This window comes from Microbacterium sp. MMO-113 (assembly GCF_037148555.1).
Taxonomy (GTDB): Bacteria; Actinomycetota; Actinomycetes; order Actinomycetales; family Microbacteriaceae; genus Microbacterium.
Map to the genome: position 1 here is coordinate 989,070 of NZ_JBBCTD010000001.1, position 20,288 is coordinate 1,009,357.

The 20,288-nt window shown below is 70.5% G+C and carries 15 protein-coding genes; 8 read left to right on the plus strand and 7 right to left on the minus strand.

The genetic code is table 11. The features are described from left to right. Positions 1-38 precede the first annotated feature (38 nt). Positions 39-1,076: a cell division protein ZapE gene (zapE, locus tag WFJ36_RS04780; RefSeq protein ID WP_071328674.1), complete on the minus strand. Its 1,038-nt coding sequence runs from the start codon at positions 1,074-1,076 to the stop codon at positions 39-41. A gap of 144 nt (positions 1,077-1,220) precedes the next feature. On the opposite strand from zapE, the gene WFJ36_RS04785 reads away from it, so the two are divergent. Next, positions 1,221-2,114: a sulfurtransferase gene (locus WFJ36_RS04785; RefSeq protein ID WP_336642746.1), complete on the plus strand. Its 894-nt coding sequence runs from the start codon at positions 1,221-1,223 to the stop codon at positions 2,112-2,114. Positions 2,115-2,132: 18 nt separating this feature from the next. Further along, positions 2,133-2,564 (plus strand): SufE family protein, encoded by a 432-nt coding sequence (locus tag WFJ36_RS04790; protein ID WP_336642747.1) that lies wholly within the window; start codon positions 2,133-2,135, stop codon positions 2,562-2,564. On the opposite strand, the gene WFJ36_RS04795 is transcribed toward WFJ36_RS04790, so the two are convergent. Continuing rightward, a complete protein-coding gene (locus WFJ36_RS04795; RefSeq protein ID WP_336642748.1) occupies positions 2,548-3,705 on the minus strand; it encodes an alpha/beta hydrolase family protein in 1,158 nt (385 codons plus the stop codon). The genes WFJ36_RS04790 and WFJ36_RS04795 overlap by 17 nt on opposite strands. Before the next feature lie 25 nt (positions 3,706-3,730). On the opposite strand from WFJ36_RS04795, the gene WFJ36_RS04800 reads away from it, so the two are divergent. The 4 genes from WFJ36_RS04800 (at position 3,731) to WFJ36_RS04815 (ending at position 8,915) form a co-directional block, all read left to right on the plus strand. Further along, entirely contained in the window at positions 3,731-4,312 is a 582-nt protein-coding gene (locus tag WFJ36_RS04800; RefSeq protein ID WP_071328678.1) for a DUF3000 domain-containing protein, read from the plus strand. Then, positions 4,305-5,498, plus strand: coding sequence for a ribonuclease D (locus WFJ36_RS04805; RefSeq protein ID WP_336642749.1), 1,194 nt, complete (start codon positions 4,305-4,307; stop codon positions 5,496-5,498). The genes WFJ36_RS04800 and WFJ36_RS04805 overlap by 8 nt, the downstream gene beginning before the upstream one ends. Positions 5,499-5,571: 73 nt before the next feature. Then, on the plus strand, positions 5,572-6,777 hold the full coding sequence (locus WFJ36_RS04810; protein WP_071328680.1) for a thiolase family protein: 1,206 nt from the start codon (positions 5,572-5,574) through the stop codon (positions 6,775-6,777). Beyond that, the gene (locus WFJ36_RS04815; RefSeq protein ID WP_336642750.1) at positions 6,774-8,915 is read left to right on the plus strand and encodes a 3-hydroxyacyl-CoA dehydrogenase NAD-binding domain-containing protein; all 2,142 of its coding nucleotides are present in this window, start codon (positions 6,774-6,776) and stop codon (positions 8,913-8,915) included. Before WFJ36_RS04810 ends, WFJ36_RS04815 begins: the two co-directional genes overlap by 4 nt. Here the strand turns inward: WFJ36_RS04815 and WFJ36_RS04820 are convergent, their stop codons facing one another. The 3 genes from WFJ36_RS04820 to WFJ36_RS04830 are packed head-to-tail and all read right to left on the minus strand — an operon-like array spanning position 8,916 to position 13,117. Then, the gene (locus WFJ36_RS04820; protein ID WP_336642751.1) at positions 8,916-10,580 is read right to left on the minus strand and encodes a GMC family oxidoreductase; all 1,665 of its coding nucleotides are present in this window, start codon (positions 10,578-10,580) and stop codon (positions 8,916-8,918) included. It abuts the gene before it with no gap. Further along, positions 10,570-11,484 carry a YegS/Rv2252/BmrU family lipid kinase gene (locus WFJ36_RS04825; protein WP_336642752.1) on the minus strand — a complete coding sequence of 305 codons (915 nt, stop codon included), beginning with the start codon at positions 11,482-11,484 and terminating at the stop codon, positions 10,570-10,572. The genes WFJ36_RS04820 and WFJ36_RS04825 overlap by 11 nt, the downstream gene beginning before the upstream one ends. Position 11,485: 1 nt before the next feature. Beyond that, the gene (locus WFJ36_RS04830) at positions 11,486-13,117 is read right to left on the minus strand and encodes an FAD-binding oxidoreductase (protein ID WP_336642753.1); all 1,632 of its coding nucleotides are present in this window, start codon (positions 13,115-13,117) and stop codon (positions 11,486-11,488) included. A gap of 20 nt (positions 13,118-13,137) precedes the next feature. On the opposite strand from WFJ36_RS04830, the gene WFJ36_RS04835 reads away from it, so the two are divergent. Together WFJ36_RS04835 and WFJ36_RS04840 are read left to right on the plus strand one after the other, a co-directional pair. Continuing rightward, positions 13,138-13,746 (plus strand): TetR/AcrR family transcriptional regulator, encoded by a 609-nt coding sequence (locus WFJ36_RS04835; protein WP_336642754.1) that lies wholly within the window; start codon positions 13,138-13,140, stop codon positions 13,744-13,746. Further along, a complete protein-coding gene (locus WFJ36_RS04840) occupies positions 13,743-15,197 on the plus strand; it encodes a glycerol-3-phosphate dehydrogenase/oxidase (protein WP_336642755.1) in 1,455 nt (484 codons plus the stop codon). The genes WFJ36_RS04835 and WFJ36_RS04840 overlap by 4 nt, the downstream gene beginning before the upstream one ends. Positions 15,198-15,223: 26 nt before the next feature. Here the strand turns inward: WFJ36_RS04840 and dxs are convergent, their stop codons facing one another. Together dxs and WFJ36_RS04850 are read right to left on the minus strand one after the other, a co-directional pair. Beyond that, positions 15,224-17,164 (minus strand): 1-deoxy-D-xylulose-5-phosphate synthase, encoded by a 1,941-nt coding sequence (gene dxs, locus WFJ36_RS04845; RefSeq protein ID WP_336642756.1) that lies wholly within the window; start codon positions 17,162-17,164, stop codon positions 15,224-15,226. Between the two features lie 155 nt (positions 17,165-17,319). After that, positions 17,320-20,199, minus strand: a complete 2,880-nt coding sequence (locus WFJ36_RS04850) for an aconitate hydratase (protein ID WP_313391157.1) — start codon at positions 20,197-20,199, stop codon at positions 17,320-17,322. Positions 20,200-20,288 lie beyond the last annotated feature (89 nt).

Consider the following 20,288-nt stretch of genomic DNA (forward strand, 5'->3'; position numbering starts at 1 on the left):
CTCCGCGTGTGAACATCGCGTTACGCGGGCCTGCGGGCTTACGCAGAATGCGTGAGCGCGTTGAGCCGGGAGATGGCGCGCAGGTACTTCTTGCGGTAGCCGCCGGCGAGCATCTCGTCGGAGAACACGGCGTCGAGCCCGAGGCCCGTCGCGAGGATCGGGATCTGGGCATCGTAGACGCGGTCGACGAAGGCGACGAACCGCAGGGCCTCGGACTGGTCGGTGAGCTGACGCACGCCCCGCAGCCCCACCCGGTGCAGGCCGTCGATGAGCCGGATGTAGCGCGAGGGGTGCACCTGCGCCAGGTGCCGGATGAGGTCGTCGAACGCGTCGTCCGACACGGCGCCGTCCGCCGTTGCCCTCTCCACTGCGGCGCCGTACGCCGCGTCGTCCAGCGCCACGGCGTGACCGTCGATCGCGCGCTGCCGGAAGTCGACGCCGTCGATGCGCAGGGTCTGGAAGCTGTCCGACATCGCGTGGATCTCGCGGAGGAAGTCCTGCGCGGCGAAACGCCCCTCGCCGAGCGCGTTCGGCGGCGTGTTGGAGGTCGCCGCGAGCCGGGTCCCGGTGGGCACGAGCTCACCGAGCAGACGCGTCATGACCATGGTGTCGCCCGGGTCGTCGAGCTCGAACTCGTCGATGCAGAGCAGATCGGCGCCCTTCAGGAGGTCGACGGTGTTCTTGTAGCCGAGGGCACCCACCAGGGCGGTGTACTCGATGAACGAGCCGAAGTACTTCCGGCGCGCGGGCATCGCGTGGTAGATCGACGCGAGCAGGTGGGTCTTGCCCACGCCGAAACCGCCGTCGAGGTAGACCCCGGGCTTCAGCTCGGGCTCCTTCTTCGCCCTGCTGAACAGGCCGCCCCGCTTGACGGGGGCGCCGCGTCCGGCGAACCGGAGCAGCGTCTGCTTGGCCTCCTCCTGCGACGGGTAGGCGGGGTCCGCCCGATAGCTGTCGAACGTGGCGTCGTCGAACTGCGGCGGCGGCACCAGGCTCGCGAGCATCTCGGGTCCGCTGACCGTCGGCGTGCGCTCGGTGAGGTGGACGGTTCCGGTGCGGGTGGTCGGGTCGGTCATCACGGTCCTGAATCAGGCAACGGCCTGTGTCGAAGTCTTACGGATCGGGTCCCGGGGGCGCGCGGAGGATCTATCGTCGAAGGGACGGATCCACACTACGCCGTCCGTACCGCCCGCTCGCCCGCTCACCGCTACGGAGACCCCATGGCCATCGAGTTCGACTCCTCCTCCCCCAAGTTCGCCGAGTACGCCGAACCCGGCCGCCTGGTGACGACCGAGTGGCTCGCCGCCCACCTGGGAGAGCCCGGCCTCGTCGTCGTCGAGTCGGACGAGGACGTCCTCCTCTACGAGACGGGCCATATCCCCGGAGCGGTGAAGGTGGACTGGCACACCGAGCTCAACGACCCGGTGGTGCGGGACTACGTCGACGGCGAGGGCTTCGCCGAGCTGCTGAGCCGCAAGGGCATCGCCCGCGACGACACGGTGGTCATCTACGGCGACAAGAACAACTGGTGGGCGGCGTACGCACTGTGGGTGTTCTCGCTCTTCGGCCACGAGGACGTCCGTCTGCTCGACGGCGGTCGTGACCGCTGGATCGCGGAGGGCCGCGAGCTCACCCGCGAGGCGACGAACCGCCCCGCCACGGAGTACCCGGTGGTGGAGCGCGACGACACGGTCATCCGCGCATACAAGGAGGACGTGCTCGCCCACCTCGGCGCCCCGCTCATCGACGTGCGCTCGCCGGAGGAGTACAGCGGCGAGCGGACCACCGCTCCCGCTTACCCGGAGGAGGGGACGCTGCGGGCCGGCCACATCCCCACCGCGCAGAGCGTGCCGTGGGCGAAGGCCGTCGCCGAGGATGGCGGCTTCAAGAGTCGCGCAGAACTCGACGCCATCTACCGTGACGGCGCCGGGCTGCAGGACGGCGACGACGTCGTGGCCTACTGCCGCATCGGGGAGCGCTCGAGCCACACCTGGTTCGTGCTGAAGCACCTCCTCGGCTTCAAGAACGTCCGCAACTACGACGGCTCGTGGACGGAGTGGGGCAGTGCCGTGCGCGTCCCGATCGTCACGGGCACGGAGCCCGGCACTATCTGAGGTGGGAGAATGGCGGGGATGAACGCCTCCGCCCTGCCCGAGACCCTCGCCGAGATCCGCGACGGATTCCTGGAGACCCCGGAATCGGACCGTCTGCTGCTGCTCCTGGAGTACGCCGACGAGCTGCCTGCCGTCTCCGACGAGGTGGCGGCGCATCCGGAGATGTGCGAGCGCGTCGCGGAATGCCAATCGCCGGTCTACATCTTCGTCGAGGTCCACGACGACGTTGTGACCATGCACGCCACGGCTCCGGAAGAGGCGCCGACGACCCGGGGGTTCGCGAGCATCCTCGTGCAGGGCCTCACCGGACTGACGGCGGACGAGGTCCTGGCGATCCCCGAGGACTACCCGCAGTCGATCGGGCTCACCAAGGCCGTGTCACCGCTGCGGATCGGCGGCATGACCGGCATGCTGATGCGGGCCAAGAACCAGGTCAGGCAGAAGCGCTGAGCCCCTGTGCCGCGAGCCACTCCGTGATGGCCGTGGTCCAGCCCTTCTCGTCGTAGTTCCAGAGCTTGGTGTGCCGGGCGACGGTGAAGCGCGGCATGGTCACGAGGTCCGGCCGCGCCTCCTGCAGGGCGTGCGAGGCGTCCGCGGGGACGAAGCCGTCGTCGTCGCTGTGCAGGATGAGGATCGGCGCCTGCAGCTCGTCGGCCCGCGCGACCATGTCCAGGCGGTCGAACAGGATCGGTTCGTCCGCACCGCTCAGCCTCGCCGTGAGCGGCAGCTGCAGCGCCCCCATCGCGAGGGCGGGCAGAGGTTCGCGGACCCGGGCGACCCGGGCCTGGAAACGCAGCACGGCGCGCCAGTCCACGACCGGCGACTCGAGGATGATGCCCGCGATGCGATCGCGGTGGCCGGAGTTGACCGCAGCCTGCAACGACACCGCCCCGCCCATGGACCAGCCCATCAGCACGACGCGCTCCGCGCCGTGACGCAACGCGTAGGCGATCCCGGCGTCCACATCCCGCCACTCCGACGCTCCGAGGGCATAGGCGCCCGCTCGCGTGCGCGGCGCCTCGCCGTCGTTGCGGTAGGACACGACGAGCGTGGGCAGCCCGGCCGCGTGCAGCACCGGCACGGCACGGAGGCATTCCGCCCGCGTGGTGCCGCGACCGTGCACCTGGATGACCCAGGTCGAGGATTCCCCGGGGAAGAACCACGCGGGGCACGGTCCGGCCGGAGAGCCGATGAGCACGTTCTCCCAGCGCAGGTGCAGCTCGCTCGGCGACGTGTAGTAGCTGCCGCTGAACGATGCTCCGCGGTCCACCCGGGCTCCGGGTTCGATCTTCGTGAGGAGCTTGCGCCGCACGGTCGTGCTGTCCGCGCTGAGCACCGCGCCGAGCTTGACGTAGCCGTAGGTGCCCGTCGTGAACAGGCCGTACCGCCCAGGCAGCTCGGTGTCGAGCGTGCGGCGGAGCTCGATCGTCTGAGCGCCGGTGTCGATCGCGAGGATCTCCGTGTCCTGAATGCGACTGCGCAATGGGATGACGACCCGGCGCGCCACCGCGATCACGAGGACCCCGACGGCAGCGCCCACAGCGAGGAGCGCGGGGACAACGATCGCAACGGCGTGCCTGAGACTCTTCATCGCCTTCCGACTCTAGCCTGTTGCCGTGACCGCACACCCCGAGGCCGGGACGCCCTTCGACGCCGCCGTCGCCGAACTGCGCGCGACCGCGTTCCGCGACGACATCGCGGTCCGTGAGATCCCCACGCCGCAGAATCTGGCCCCCTTCGCGATCGCTCTGTCCGCCGACGTCCGCCCGGGCGAGGACGGCGACTCCGTGTACGGGACCGGACGGTTCATCCTGCTGCACGACCCGCACGAGCCGGATGCCTGGGGCGGCGCCTGGCGCATCGTAATCTTCGCCCAGGCGCCACTCGAGACCGAGATCGGCACCGACCCCCTGCTCGCCGACGTCACCTGGTCGTGGCTCGTGGACGCGCTGGATTCCCGGGACGCGATCTACCACTCCCCGTCGGGCACGTCGACGAAGACGCTGTCGAAGGGATTCGGCGGCCTCGCCGACGAGGGCGATGGCGCACAGATAGAATTGCGGGCGTCCTGGACTCCGGAGGGCCCGTTCCGACCGCACGTCGAAGCATGGGCCGAGCTGGTCGGAATGCTGGCGGGGCTTCCGCCGGGTTCCGAGGGCATCGCCGTGATCGGCGCGCGAAAGGCTGTACGTGACTGAATACTCCGTGATCTCCGAAACCGAGGAGTTCCGCGCCGCCTGCGCTGCGCTCGCCGCAGGCACCGGCCCGGTCGCCGTCGATGTCGAGCGGGCGTCCGGCTTCCGCTACTCGCAGCGGGCCTATCTGGTGCAGGTGTTCCGGCGCGAGGCCGGGGTGTTCCTGTTCGACCCGCCCGCAATCGGTGACTTCGCTCCCCTGCAGGAGGCCATCGGCGACGTCGAGTGGGTGCTCCACGCCGCCAGCCAGGACCTCCCGTCGCTGCGCGAGCTGCACCTGGAGCCGACGGAGATCTTCGACACCGAGCTCGCGTCCCGCCTGCTCGGTCACGACCGGGTGGGTCTGGCCGCCGTCGTCGAGGACACGCTCGGCATCACCCTGAAGAAGGAGCACTCGGCGGCCGACTGGTCGACCCGGCCGCTGCCCGACTCCTGGTTGGACTATGCCGCGCTGGACGTGCTGCACCTCGTCGACGTCCGCGACGCCCTCGTCGCCGAGCTCGAGGAGCAGGGCAAGACCGCCTTCGCCGCCCAAGAGTTCGCCGCCACCCTGGCCCGAGCCCCGAAGGCCCCGCGCGAAGACCCCTGGCGGCGGCTGAGCGGTCTCCACCAGGTGCGCGGTGCCCGCAATCTCGCCGTCGCCCGCGCCCTGTGGGAGGCACGGGAGATGTACGCGCAGCAGCAGGACATCTCCCCCGGCCGTCTCGTTCCCGACCGCTCTCTCGTCGCTGCGGTCCTCGCCAACCCCGCCTCCAAGCAGGCTCTCGCCGGAGTCAAGGAGTTCCAGGGCCGCGCGAGCCGCACCCAGCTCGACCGCTGGTGGCAGGCGATCGTCGACGGCCGTGCCGCCGAGACGCTGCCGCGCGAGCGTGTGCCGAGCGACGCGCTCCCGCCGCCCCGCGCCTGGGGCGACCGCAACCCGGAGGCGGACGCCCGCCTGAAGGCCGCCCGTCCCGCCGTCGAGGCGGTCGCGGAGGAGCTGGGCATGCCCACCGAGAACCTCCTCACGCCCGAGTACCTGCGCCGGATCGCGTGGGACGGCCCCGGCACGACGGCGGAAGAGATCGGTGCCGCGCTCTCCGCGCTCGGAGCCCGCCCCTGGCAGGTTGAACAGACTGCACAGAAGATCGCCGGCGCCTTTGTAGAGGCGACGCAATCGCCCGACACCACGTCCGCGACCGCTTCGTAGGTTCGATCCAACCGATTCCTCCCGGTTTCCGGCCGTTCATAGACTGAGGCCACCGCACTAACTTGGAGGCAGAGTGGCCGAGATCTCGGACGTCTTCTTCGTCGATGGAGTGCGCACCCCCTTCGGGCGCGCCGGCGAAAAGGGCATGTACTGGAACACCCGCGCGGATGACCTCGCCGTCAAGGCGACCATCGGCCTGATGGAGCGCAACGCGGCCGTGCCGGCGGACCGCATCGACGATGTCGCCATCGCCGCGACGAGCCAGACCGGCGACCAGGGGCTCACCCTCGGGCGGTCGGTGGCGATCCTCGCCGGACTCCCCCAGACCGTCCCCGGACTCGCGGTCGAGCGCATGTGCGCCGGCGCGATGACGAGCGTGACGACCATGGGCGCCTCGATTGGCGTGGGCATGTACGACCTCGCCCTCGCGGGCGGCGTCGAGCACATGGGGCACCACCCGATCGGCGCGAACGCCGACCCCAACCCGCGTTTCGTGGCGGAGAAGATGGTCGACCCCGGCGCCCTCAACATGGGCGTCACCGCGGAGCGCATCTTCGACCGCTTCCCGCACCTCACCAAGGAGCGCTCCGACCGCTACGGCATGCGCAGCCAGCAGAAGGTGCAGGCCGCCTATGACGCCGGCAAGATCCAGCCGGATCTCGTGCCGGTCGCGATCAAGGGCGCCGACGGCGCCTGGGGCCTGGCCACCGAGGACGAGGGCCGCCGTCCGCAGACCACGATGGAGGACCTCGCCGGTCTCAAGACGCCGTTCCGTCCGCACGGCCGCGTCACCGCCGGGACGTCTTCGCCGCTCACCGACGGCGCGACGATGTCGCTGCTCGCCGGCGGCAGCGCCGTCAAGGAGCTCGGCCTCGCGCCGAAGATGCGGATGGTCTCGTTCGCCTTCGCCGGCGTGCAGCCGGAGATCATGGGCATCGGCCCGATCCCGTCGACCGAGAAGGCGCTCAAGAAGGCCGGCCTCGACATCTCCGACATCGGACTCTTCGAGCTCAACGAGGCGTTCGCCATCCAGGTGATCTCCCTCCTCGACCACTTCGGCATCGACGACGACGACCCCCGGGTGAACCCGTGGGGCGGCGCGATCGCCGTCGGCCACCCGCTGGCCGCCTCTGGCGTCCGGCTCATGATCCAGCTCGCGGCGCAGTTCGCGGAGCGCCCCGACGTGCGCTACGGCCTGACGGCGATGTGCGTCGGTCTCGGCCAGGGCGGCTCGGTCATCTGGGAGAACCCGCACTACGACGGAAAGAAGAAGAAGTGAGCTACGACGACGTCGACTTCTCGCCCATCCAGGCGCTCACCGAGGGAGAGGTCGTCACGCACTCCCCCGTGCGCGACATCCGCCTCGCCTCGGGCAAGGTCCTCGCCCTGATCACGCTGGACAACGGTCGTGACCACACCCGCCCGAACACCCTGGGCCCGGCCACCCTCACCGAGCTCGGCGCGACGCTGGACGGACTCAAGGCCCGCGCGGCGGCCGGCGAGATCCAGGCGGTCGGCATCACCGGCAAGCAGTACATCATGGCCGCCGGCGCCGACCTCTCGGACATCAGCAAGGTCAGATCGCGCGACAACGCGCGTCTGATCGCCCAGCTCGGCCACAAGGTGCTCGGGAAGCTGAGCGAGCTCGGCGTGCCGTCGTTCGCGTTCGTGAACGGCCTGGCGCTGGGCGGTGGGCTGGAGATCGCCCTGAACTCCACGTACCGCACGGTCGACGCCTCGGCCGCGGCCGTGGCGCTCCCCGAGGTCTTCCTCGGCATCATCCCCGGGTGGGGCGGCGCCTACCTGCTGCCGAACCTCATCGGCATCGAGAACGCCCTCGAGGTGGTCATCTCCAACCCGCTCAAGCAGAACCGCATGCTGAAACCCCAGCAGGCCGTCGACCTCGGCATCTTCGACGCCATCTTCCCTGCCGCGACCTACCTGGAGAACTCTCTCGCCTGGGCGGACGCGGTCCTCGGCGGCAAGAAGGTCGTGCGAAAGAACGAGCCCGGCAAGATCGAGCGCCTCACCAAGTGGCCGATCGCCATCAAGATGGCCCGCGGCATGCTGGAGTCGAAGATCGGCACCGTGCCGAAGTCGCCGTACGCCGCCCTCGAACTGCTCGACAAGGCGAAGAGCGGCACCAAGGCGGAGGGCTTCGCCCGCGAAGACGAGGCGCTGGCGGAACTCGTGACCGGCGATCAGTTCGCGGCCTCGATGTACGCGTTCGACCTCGTGCAGAAGCGCGCGAAGCGTCCGGTCGGCGCCCCCGACAAGGAGCTCGCGAAGAAGGTCACCAAGGTCGGCATCATCGGTGCGGGCCTCATGGCCAGCCAGTTCGCGCTGCTGTTCGTGCGCAAGCTCCAGGTGCCGGTGCTCATCACCGACCTCGACCAGGCGCGCGTCGACAAGGGTGTCGCCTACATCCACGAGGAGATCGGCAAGCTGGAGACCAAGGGCCGGGTGGACGCGGACACCGCGAACAAGCTGCGCGGCCTCGTCACCGGCACGACCGACAAGAGCCTCTACGCGGACTGCGACTTCGTCATCGAGGCGGTCTTCGAAGAGGTCGGCGTCAAGCAGCAGGTCTTCGGCGAGATTGAGAAGATCATCGCGGAGGACGCGGTGCTCGCCACCAACACCTCGTCGCTGTCGGTCGAGGAGATCGGCGCGAAGCTGGCCCACCCGGAGCGGCTCGTCGGCTTCCACTTCTTCAACCCGGTCGCGGTCATGCCGCTGATCGAGATCGTGAAGACGCCGGCGACGGCGGACACAGCACTGTCGACCGCGTTCGTCGTCGCCAAGAACCTCGGCAAGAACGCGGTGCTCACCGCCGACGCCCCGGGCTTCGTGGTGAACCGTCTGCTCGCGAAGGTTATGGGCGAGGCGGCGCGCGCCGTCTACGAGGGCACCCCGATCGCTGACGTCGAGAAGGCGTTCGCGCCGCTCGGCCTGCCGATGGGTCCCTTCCAGCTCATCGACCTCGTCGGCTGGAAGGTCGCCGCGCACGTGCAGGACACGATGGTGCGCGCGTTCCCCGACCGGTTCTACGCCAACGAGAACTTCCACGCCCTGGCCGAGCTCGACCAGGTCGTGGAGAAGGACAAGGGCGGCCGGGTGGTCGGCTGGACGAAGCAGGCCGAGAAGGTCCTCGCTCCGGCGGTCGGCAAGAGCCCGGCGTCCGCCGCCACGATCCTGCAGCGCGTACAGGACGGGCTCGCGACCGAGATCAAGCGGATGCTCGACGAGGGTGTGGTCCCGGAGGTCGAGGACATCGATCTGTGCCTCATCCTGGGCGCGGGCTGGCCGTTCATCGATGGTGGGGCGTCGCCGTACCTCGACCGCGAGGGGGCGTCCGAGCGCGCGTTCGGCGGCTCGTTCCACACGCCGCAGATCCGCGGTATCGAGAGCCGCTGATCACATCTCCGCAGGGGGTCGCGCCGAAGGCGTGGCCCCCTGTGTCGTCCCCGGCGTCGGCCGGGGATCCGGCTCCCCGCGTCGTGGCCAGTGCGACAGGGCGTGCTCCGCGAGGGCGGTGATGGTCAGGGACGGGTTCACCCCCGGATTGGCGGGCACGGCGGCTCCGTCGACGACATGCAGTCCGGGGTGTCCCCAGACGCGCTGATACTCGTCCACGACGCCGTGCTCCGGCGAAGCGGAGATGACCGCCCCGCCGAGGAAGTGCGCGGTGAGCGGGATCCCGAAGACCTCCGGCCAGGATCCGCGCGCCTCGGTGGGCACTCCGCCCTCGCGCTGCAGGCGGGCGGCGATGGCACGGGCGGCACGATGCGCCTCGGGGAGGTGGCTGGGGTTCGGTGCGCCGTGCCCCTGGGCGCTCGTGAGCTGCACGCGCCCGAAGCGCCGCCGCAGCGACAGCGTGAGCGAGTTGTCGGCGGTCTGCATGACGAGCGCGATGATCCCCCGCTCGCTCCAGCGTCGGAGAGAGGCAAGGCGCAGGGCCCGCGCGGGACGGCGCAGCACCTGCCCCGCGAGTGCGACCAGGCGACCCGGCAGGGCGCGGTCACCGGGGACCAGCACGGTGGCGAGAGCGCCCATCAGGTTCGATCCCGGACCGTAGCGGACGTTCTCGACGTGGGTGCGCTCGTCCACGTGGAACGAGGTCGTGATCGCCACGCCGCGCGCCAGTTCCACCCCGTCGGGCACTCGGACGGCGACGGCCCCGTCCAGGGCCTCCGAGTTGGTCCGCGTGAGCCGGCCCACGGCGTCGGAGATCCGTGGCAGCGCTCCGGCGTCCTTCATCCGGTGCAGGAGCTGTTGCGTGCCCCAGGTCCCCGCGGCCAGCACGACCTCCCGTGCGGTGACGGTCTGCTCCCGCCGGCGGAACCAGGCCCCGCTGCGCCGCGTCGTGACGGAGAAGCCGCCGTCCGACAGCTCCCGCACCTCGGTGACGGTGCGCAGCGGCTCGATGACCGCTCCGCGGCGCTCGGCGAGGGCGAGGTAGTTCTTCACCAGGGTGTTCTTGGCACCGACGCGGCAGCCGACCATGCAGTTGCCGCAGAGCGTGCATCCCGTGCGATCCGGACCCTCGCCCCCGAAGAACGGATCGGCGACCCGCTTCCCGGGTTCACCGAACCACACGCCGACCGGAGCTCGGCGAAAAGTCGCGCCCACCCCGAGGTCCTCCGCGGCTCCGGCCATGATCCGCTCCACCGGACCCTCGTGCGGGTAGCGCTCCACCACACCGAGCATGCGCCTGGCCGTGGCATAGTGCGGTGCCAGTGCCGCGCGCCAGTCTCGGATCGACGCCCATTGGGGGTCTGCGAAGAACGCCGCGCCCGGTTCGTACAGCGTGTTCGCGTAGTTGAGCGACCCCCCGCCCACGCCTGCACCGGCGAGGATCATGACGTGCGGCAGCCGATGGATGCGCTGCACCCCGAAGCACCCGAGCGCCGGGGCCCAGAGGTAGCGACGCACGTCCCAGCTGGTCTTCGCGAAGTCCTCGTCGGCGAAGCGCCGCCCGGCCTCGAACACGCGGACGCGGTAGCCCTTCTCCGTGAGTCGGAGCGCCGCGACGGAGCCGCCGAAGCCCGACCCGACGATGACGACGTCCTCATCGAACATGCGCGTCCTTCCGCTCCGCCCGAGTCATGACGGTCAGTGCCCCCGCGCGGATCGAGATGGTGCAGGAATCCTCCCCCACGCGCTCGCCGTCCGCGTAGGCCACAAGCCCCGGGGCGGCGACGGTGACCGTGCGGGCCCGGACGTGCCGCACCTCCCGGCGCGCCAGGTGCGTCCCGCGCAGGAGGAGTGGGAACAGGCGCACCAGCCGGAGGCGGCCCAGGGGCCCCACGGCGACGACGTCGAGGGCGCCGTCGTCCGGGGCCGCCCCCACGCAGACCGGCATCCCCCCGCCGTAGCTGGCCGTGTTCCCGACCGCCACGAGGATGCCGCGGGCCGGGGTCACCGGGCCGTCATCGGCACGGATCGTGAAATCGAGGGGACGCAGCCGGATGAGCTCGATCAGCAGCGCGAGGTAGTACCGCAGCGCGCCGGAGGGCCAGCGGAGGCGGTTGGTGCGATCGCTCACCCGGGCGTCGAACCCCAGAGCCGCCACGGTGAGGAAGAGGGAAGTGCCCGTCGACGTCCGCACCTCGCCGATGTCGATGGCGCGGGGCACGCCGGTCAGCGCGAGCTCGACCGCCTCCGCCACGTCCGCGCGCGGCAGCCCGAGGGCGCGCGCCAGGTCGTTCCCGGTGCCGGCGGGGACGACCGTGACCGGGATGCCCGCGGCGCACACGAGCTCGAGGATGCCGGAGAGGGTGCCGTCGCCGCCGACCACGACGAGTCCGTCCGGTCCCGCGTCCAGGGCCACGGCGGCCAGCCGCCTCGTGTCGGCAGCAGAACGCCCGGCGTACACGCGCACGTCCGCGCCGCACCGTCGGAGGTGAGCGAGCGCGTCGTCCGCGACCCGCTGCCCGCGGCCCTTGCCGGACAGCGGGTTCGACAGCACCGCGATGTGCCCCATGTCAGACGGTCGCCCTGTGCCCACCGTCGACGAGGACGGCGCCCGGGTTCATGATGCCGCGCGGATCGAGCTCCCGCTTCACGGCCGTAAGGATCCGCACTCCGGTGTCCCCGATCTCCTGCGCGAGCCAGGGGGCGTGATCGCGACCCACGGCGTGATGGTGGCTGATCGTCCCGCCGTTCGCGAGGATCGCGTCGTTCACCCTGCCCTTCACGACGGTCCAGGCGCCGAGCGGATCCTGTCGCAGCCCGGCGAGCACCGTGAAGTAGAGGGACGCGCCGGTCGGGTACACGTGGGAGACATGACACATGACGTACGAGCGGGCGTCCGCCGCGTCGAAGCCGTCCCGCAACGCGCCCTCGACCGATTCCTTCAGAGCGTGCAGGTTCGACCAGGTGGTCGCGGTCTCCAGCGTCTCGCAGAACACCCCGGCGTCGAGGAGAGCATCGCGCAGATACGGACCGTCGAAGCGTCCCGCCGCCCATTCCTCCGCGTCGCCGGTGCCCGCGGACCGGCCGCCGACCTCGGCGAGGATCTCCGCGGTCCGGTCCCGGCGCGCTGCGGCGTCGTCGCCCTCGAACACCGTCACGACGCTCGCCCCCTTCGCGAGAGCCTTCCCGATCCGGCCGACCTGGGCGAGGCTCACGGCGGTCTCGGCTTCATCCGAGAGCCGGATGACCGTGGGGCCGGCCCCCTGCTGGACGACCCGGCGGAGCGCATCGGCCCCGCGATCGAAATCGGGAAAGGTCCACGACTCGAAGATCCGCACGGTCGGTACCGGGTGCACTCGGACGCGGACCTCCGTGATCACGCCGAAGATCCCCTCGGACCCCAGGAAGAGGCGGAGGAGATCGGGCCCCGCCGCCGATCCCGGCGCGCGGCCGAGGTCGAGGTCTCCCGTCGGCGTCGCGACGCGGATCCCCGTCACCATCGCGTCGAAACGCCCGTTGCCCGCGGAGTTCTGCCCGGAGGATCGGGCGGCGGCGAAGCCGCCGATGGTCGCGTACCGGAAGCTCTGCGGGAAGTGCCCCAGCTCGAACCCGTGCGCCGACAGCAGCGCTTCGGCTTCGGGTCCGGTGGTACCTGCCGCGAGGGTCGCCTCGCCGCTCACTTCGTCGAGCCGGAGCAGCCCGGAGAGCCGGCGCAGATCCAGGCTGAGCACCGCGCGATGCGGGCCGGTCTCCGGGTCCAGCGCCCCGACCACGCTCGTTCCTCCACCGAAGGGGATCACGGCGATCCCGCGCTCTCCCGCCAGCGCGAGGCAGGCGCACACGGCGTCATGGTCCGCGGGGAACACGACGGCGTCGGGCGCATCCTGCTCGACAGCCCGCCGCCGCAGGAGATCGGGGGTGGAGCGCCCCCCGGCATGCCGGAGGCGCGCCGACGACGTGGCGTCGACAGCGTCGGGACCGACCGCCGCCACCAGCGCGTCGAGATCAGCGGCCGTCAGCCGGGAGGGCCGCACACGCACGTCATCCAGAGCGGGCGGACGCGGCGGGCGGGGAACACGGCCGAGCAGCAGGGGCAGCAGGCCGCGGACCGCGAGAGGGAGGTCCTTCGCCCGTTCCGGGTCGCCCCAGCCGTTCCAGCGCATCTCGGGCCTGTCGGCTCCTCTGCCGTTCCGCTGCTCCATGGGTTACAGTGTGACACATCATGGAAGAACGTCAACCTTCGGATGTTCCCTCGGAAGCCTTCCCTCCCGCCTGGGATGCCACGCAACGCCGAGTCCTCGACGCGGCGGACGACCTGCTCGTCCGCAGCGGTGTCCACGGCGTGACCATCGCCGCACTCGCCCGGCGCTCCGGCCTCAGCCGCCCGACCATCTACCGGACCTGGCGTGATGCCGACGACGTCGTCCGTTCGGCGCTCCTCCGGCGCGTCGCCACCCTCCTCCAGGAGTTCCCCAAGAAAATCGACTCCCGGGATGCTCTCGTCGCCGACGTGCTCCGGTTCACCTCCCTCTTCCGCGCCGATCCGGTGTACGGGCATCTCCTCGACGAGGAGCCCGAGGCGTTCACCCGCTACACGCTGCACCGGGTGGGCTCCAGCCAGCGCCTCATCCTCCGGTGGCTGGCCGACGCGATCGCAGCGGCACAGGCCCAGGGCTCGGTGCGCGCGGGCGAACCCGGCGAGATCGCCGTCATGCTGCTCCTGATCGCCCAGTCCGCCGTCCTGTCGCACGGCACGGTGGCCGACCTCATCGACGAGCAGGCGTGGGAACGCGAGCTCCGCGCCGCGCTGGACGGACACCTGCGGCCATGACCGCCGCCTCGACCGCCCTCCACGCGGCGCGCCGCGGAAGCGACCTCGCGGCCGCGGCCGACGACACGTGCGACCTCCTCGTGGTCGGCGGCGGGATCACCGGGACGGGCGTGGCCCTGGACGCCGCGTCACGCGGGCTTCGTGTGACCCTCATCGAGGCGGAGGACCTCGCCTTCGGGACGAGCCGGTTCAGTTCGAAACTCGTCCACGGCGGCCTGCGGTACCTCGCAACGGGCGACGTGGCGACGGCACGCGAGAGTGCACGGGAGCGGCATCTGCTGATGTCGGTGATCGCACCGCACCTCATCCGTCCGCTCGGACAGCTGCTCCCGTTCACCCCGGGCGTCAGCGGCCGCCAGCGCGGGGCCGGCGCGGCGGGGATGGCCATCGGCGACCTCCTCCGCCTGCAGGCGCGCACGAGCGGGAAGGTCCTGCCGGGGCCACATCCCGTCGGGACGGCGAGAGCGCTGCGCCTCTTCCCCGCTCTGAATCCCCGCGGCCTACGGGGTGGCATGGTCACGTATGACGGCCAGCTGTCCGATGACGCAGCCCTCGTCGTGGCTGTCGCCCGCACGGCTGCCGGTCTCGGCGCGCGGATCCTGACCAGAGTCCGCGCCGAGCGGCTGCACGCCGACGGAGCCACGGCGACGGACATGCTCACCGGCGAACGCATCGAGATCCGGGCACGGGCGGTCGTCAACGCCACCGGAGTCTGGGCGGCGACTCTGGACGACGGCCTCACGCTGCGCCCGAGCCGCGGCACCCACATCGTCCTCGACGCCGCCGACCTCGGCCGCCCGACCGCCGCGCTCACCATCCCTCTCGAAGGCTCCATCAGCCGCTACGTGTTCGCCCTGCCGCAGCGCGGAGGGCGTGTCATCGTCGGGCTCACCGATGTCGACGCACCGGGGCCCATCCCCTCCGTCGCCGAACCCACCGAGGCGGAGATCGCCTTCCTCCTGGAGACCCTGAACCGCCTGCTCGCGGTGCCGTTGGCGCGGGACCGTGTCCTCGGGGCGTTCGCCGGCCTCCGCCCGCTCGTCGACACCGGAGCGGCCGAGACCGCGGACGTCTCGCGTCGGCATCTCGTGCGCACCTCCGCGTCGGGCGTCGTCTCCGTTCTCGGCGGCAAGCTGACGACCTACCGTCGGATGGCCGAGGACGCCGTCGACCTGGCGGTGCGGCAGCGCGGTCTCCGCGCCGGCCCCAGCAGCACGGCGTCCCTGCGCCTGATCGACGATCCCGCATCGCACGGCCCGCAGGACGCCGTCGTCGAGGAAACCCTTCTCTCCCGCGCCGCCGTCGAGCACGCCGTCCGGTTCCAGGGTGCCCTCACCGCAGCCGATGTGCTGGACCGCCGCACACGGGTCGGTCTCGTCCCCGACGAGCGCGCCCGCGCCCTCCCGGCGGTGGAACGGATCGTCGCCGAGACGGTGGCCGACCTCCGCTGACGACGGGAGTTCTGCTCGGGACCGCGTCAGTGGCGCTCGTGCAGCGGGAACTCGATCGCGCCGGTCTCGCCGGCGTGGCGGGCCTTCGGGATGCGGGTGCCCAGCACCTGCGCCACGACGTCCTGGGCGATCTTCGAGGCGGTGAGCCCCGCGTCGGCGAGGATCTGATCGCGCGACGCGTGGTCGATGAATTCGTCGGGAAGGCCCAGCTCGTCGACGGCCGTGTCGATGCCCGCCTCGCGGAGCACCTGCCGCACGCGCGTGCCGATGCCGCCCACGCGGATGCCGTCCTCCAGGGTGATCACCAGGCGGTGCCGCGCCGCGAGCTCGACGACCGAGGGCTGCACGGGGATCGCCCACCGCGGGTCGATCACGGTGGCACCGATGCCCTGGGCGCGCAGCCGGTCGGCCACGTCCAGAGCCAGGGCGGCGAACGGACCGATGGCGACGATGAGGACGTCTTCGCCGTCGCCGCGGGCCAGCACGTCCACGCCGTCCGAGAGGCGCTCGAGCGCCGGCAGATCGGCGGAGACATCGCCCTTCGGGAAGCGGATGACGGTCGGAGCGTCCTCGACGGCGACCGCTTCGTCGAGCGCCTCCGTCAGTCGTGCGCCGTCACGGGGTGCGGCGATGCGGATGTGCGGCACGATCTGCAGCATGGCGAGATCCCACATGCCGTGGTGGCTGGGGCCGTCGGGACCCGTGACGCCGGCCCGATCGAGCACGAAGGTCACACCGGCGCGGTGCAGCGCGACGTCCATCAGCACCTGGTCGAATGCCCGTCCCATGAACGTGGCGTAGACAGCGACGACCGGATGCAGGCCGCCGTACGCGAGTCCGGCGGCCGAGGCCACCGCATGCTGCTCGGCGATGCCGACATCGTAGACACGGTCCGGGAAGCGCTCCGCGAAGGGGGCGAGGCCGGTGGGCCGGAGCATGGCCGCGGTGATCGCGATCACGTCCGAGCGCCGCTCCCCGACCTTCACGAGGGCATCGGAGAACACGTCGGTCCATCCGCGGCCGCCCGAGGACAGGGTCTCCCCCGTCGTGGGATCGATCTTGCCGACCGCATGGAACTGGTCGGCCTCGTCGTCGCGGGCCGGCTGGTAGCCGCGGCCCTTCTCGGTGATCGCGTGCACGATGACCGGTGCGCCGTACGACTTCGCCAGCTCCAGGGTCTCCAGCAACGCCGGAAGGTCATGCCCGTCGACCGGACCGAGGTACTTGATGTCGAGGTTGGAGTACAGGGCTTCGTTGTTGGTGAACCGGGAGAGGAAGCCGTGGGTGCCGCCGCGCACGCCGCGGAACACGGCGCGGCCCACCGGCCCGAACGCGCGGAAGAGGCGATCGGACTTGTGGTGGAGGTCTTTGTAGGCCGCCGCGGTGCGGACCCGGTTGAGGAACCGCGACATGCCGCCGATGGTCGGCGCATACGAGCGGCCGTTGTCGTTGACGACGATGACGAGGTTGCGGTCGTTGTCGTCGGAGATGTTGTTCAGCGCCTCCCACGTCATCCCGCCGGTCAGCGCTCCGTCGCCGACCACCGCGACGACGTGTCGGTCCGCGCGCCCCGTCGCGGTGAGCGCCCGGGACACACCATCGGCCCAGCTCAGCGAGCTGGAGGCGTGGGAGGACTCGACGACGTCGTGGGGGCTCTCCGCCCGCTGCGGGTAGCCCGCGAGGCCGTCCCGGACGCGCAGCTTGGAGAAGTCCTGACGACCGGTGAGGATCTTGTGGACGTAGGACTGGTGGCCGGTGTCGAAGATGAAGGGATCGTCCGGAGACGAGAACACGCGGTGCAGGGCGATCGTCAGCTCCACGACGCCGAGGTTCGGACCGAGGTGACCGCCCGTCTGCGAGACGTTCTCGACGAGGAAAGCCCGGATCTCCGCAGCGAGTTCTTCCAGTTGCTCCGGCGAGAGCCGATCAAGATCGCGCGGTCCAGAGATGCTCGGAAGAATGGGCATCTGCGCCTCCTCACAGGCCTCGGCGGTGCGCCCGAACGGGTGCGGACACGCTCTCGATCCTACCGCTCGGAGCCGGGAATCCCCCGAGGGCGGCAGACCCTTGACATACCGAAGGGGCCCGTGTCCGTGGACACGGGCCCCTTCGTCGTCGTGGCTCAGACGAGCGAGCGCAGCACGTACTGCAGGATGCCGCCGTTGCGGTAGTAGTCCGCCTCACCGGGGGTGTCGATGCGGACGACCGCGTCGAACTCGACGGTCTGCTTGCCCTCAGGCGAGTGCTCGCTCGGGGTGGCGGTGACCTTGACCGTCTTCGGGGTGACGCCGTTGTTGAGCTCTTCGAGCCCCGTGATCGAGACGATCTCGGTGCCGTCGAGGCCCAGCGACTCCCAGCTCTCGCCGGCGGGGAACTGCAGCGGGACGACGCCCATGCCGATGAGGTTGGAGCGGTGGATGCGCTCGAAGCTCTCCGTGATCACGGCCTTGACGCCCAGGAGGCTCGTGCCCTTGGCGGCCCAGTCGCGCGACGAGCCGGAGCCGTACTCCTTGCCGCCGAAGACGACCAGCGGGGTGCCCTGCTCGGCATAGTTCATGCACGCGTCGTAGATGTACGACTGCGGGCCGTCCGGCTGCGTGAAGTCGCGGGTGTAGCCGCCCTCGACGACCTGTCCGTCGTTCACGGCCGAGACCATGAGGTTCTTCAGACGGATGTTCGCGAAGGTGCCGCGGATCATGACCTCGTGGTTGCCGCGACGCGAGCCGAAGGAGTTGAAGTCCTTGCGGTCGACGCCGTGCTCCGTGAGGTACTGGGCCGCGGGGGTGCCCGGCTTGATGTTCCCGGCGGGCGAGATGTGGTCGGTGGTGACCGAGTCGCCGAGCGTCGCCATGACGCGCGCGCCCTCGATGTCCTTCACCGGGGTGAGCTCCATCTTCATGCCGTCGAAGTACGGGGCCTTGCGCACGTAGGTCGAGTTCTCGTCCCACTGGAACGTGTCGTCGTCCGGCGTGGGCAGGTTGCGCCAGCGCTCGTCACCGTCGAACACGGTGGCGTACTGCTTGATGAACTGGTCGCGCGAGATCGACGAGTCGACGATCTCCTGCACCTCGTCCGGCGAGGGCCAGATGTCCTTGAGGAACACGTCGTTGCCGTCCGGGTCCTTGCCGAGCGCGTCGGTCTCGAAGTCGAAGTGCATCGAACCGGCGAGGGCGTACGCGATGACCAGCGGCGGGCTGGCCAGGTAGTTCATCTTCACATCCGGGCTGATGCGACCCTCGAAGTTGCGGTTGCCCGAGAGGACGGCCGTGACCGCGAGGTCGTGCGAGTTGATCGCCTCGGAGACCTCTTCGATCAGCGGGCCGGAGTTTCCGATGCAGATGGTGCAGCCGTAGCCGACCGTGTAGAAGCCGAGACCCTCGAGGTCCTTGTCCAGACCCGACTTCTCGTAGTAGTCGGTGACGACCTTCGAGCCGGGGCCGAGCGTGGTCTTGACCCACGGCTTCTGCTTGAGGCCCTTCTCCCGCGCCTTGCGGGCGAGGAGACCGGCGGCGATCATGACCGACGGGTTGGACGTGTTGGTGCACGACGTGATGGCGGCCAGGGTGACGGCGCCGTTGTCGAGCGTGTACTTCTCACCCTCCGGAGTCGTGACCGGGACGGGGTTCGACACGTTGGCCGGCGCACCGCTGCTGATGTGCACGGGGCGCGTGGTCGGCTCCTCCTCGCCGGGGACCTGACCGGGGTCGGACGCCGGGAAGGAGTGCTTGGACTCGAGATCGACGATGTCGTCGCTGGTCGAGGCCGTGGCGTAGTTCAGGATGTCCTGCTCGAACTGCGTCTTCGCCTCGGAGAGGAGGATGCGGTCCTGCGGGCGCTTCGGGCCGGCGATCGACGGGACGACCGTGCTCAGGTCGAGCTCCATGTACTCGCTGAAGACCGGCTCGTGGGAGGCGTCGTGCCAGAGCTTCTGCTCCTTGGCGTAGGCCTCCACCAGCGCGACGGCCTCGTCGCTGCGGCCGGTGAGGCGCAGGTAGTCGAGGGTGACGTCGTCGATCGGGAAGATCGCGGCGGTCGAGCCGAACTCGGGCGACATGTTGCCGATCGTCGCGCGGTTCGCGAGCGGCACCGAGGCGACGCCCTCGCCGTAGAACTCGACGAACTTGCCGACGACGCCGTGCTTGCGCAGCATGTCGGTGATGGTCAGCACCACGTCGGTCGCGGTCACGCCGGCGGGGATCTCACCCGAGAGCTTGAAGCCGACGACGCGCGGGATGAGCATCGACACGGGCTGGCCGAGCATCGCGGCCTCGGCCTCGATGCCGCCGACGCCCCAGCCGAGCACGCCCAGTCCGTTGACCATCGTCGTGTGCGAGTCGGTGCCGACACAGGTGTCGGGGTAGGCCTGGAGGACGCCCCCGTTGGTGCGGTCGTAGATGACCTTCGCCAGGTGCTCGATGTTCACCTGGTGGACGATGCCGGTGCCGGGGGGCACGACCTTGAAGTCCTGGAACGCGGTCTGGCCCCAGCGGAGGAACTGGTACCGCTCGCCGTTGCGCTCGTACTCGATCTCGACGTTGCGCTCGAGGGCGTTCTCGGTGCCGAACAGGTCGGCGATGACGGAGTGGTCGATGACCATCTCGGCCGGCGAGAGCGGGTTGATCTTGTTCGGGTCGCCGCCGAGCGCCGTCACGGCCTCGCGCATCGTGGCGAGGTCGACGATGCAGGGCACACCGGTGAAGTCCTGCATGACCACGCGCGCCGGCGTGAACTGGATCTCGGTGTTGGGCTCCGCATTGGCGTCCCACGACCCGAGCGCCTCGATCTGCGCCTTCGTGACGTTCGCGCCGTCCTCGGTGCGAAGCAGGTTCTCCAGGAGTACCTTGAGGCTGAAGGGGAGCTTGTCGAAACCGGGCACCGTGTCGATGCGGAAGATCTCGTAGTCGGTGCTGCCGACCGTCAGGGTGCTCTTGGCACCGAAGCTGTTCACCGTGGACACGAATCCGTCTCCTTCTATTCGGATGGGAGCGACAGGCGCCTCCATCTTGCTCGCCGGTGCGGCCATGCGGCTAGCAAGGGGGACCTAACCAGTCTGCTCCGCGCTGGTCACCGGCGAAAGCCCGTGATTTATCT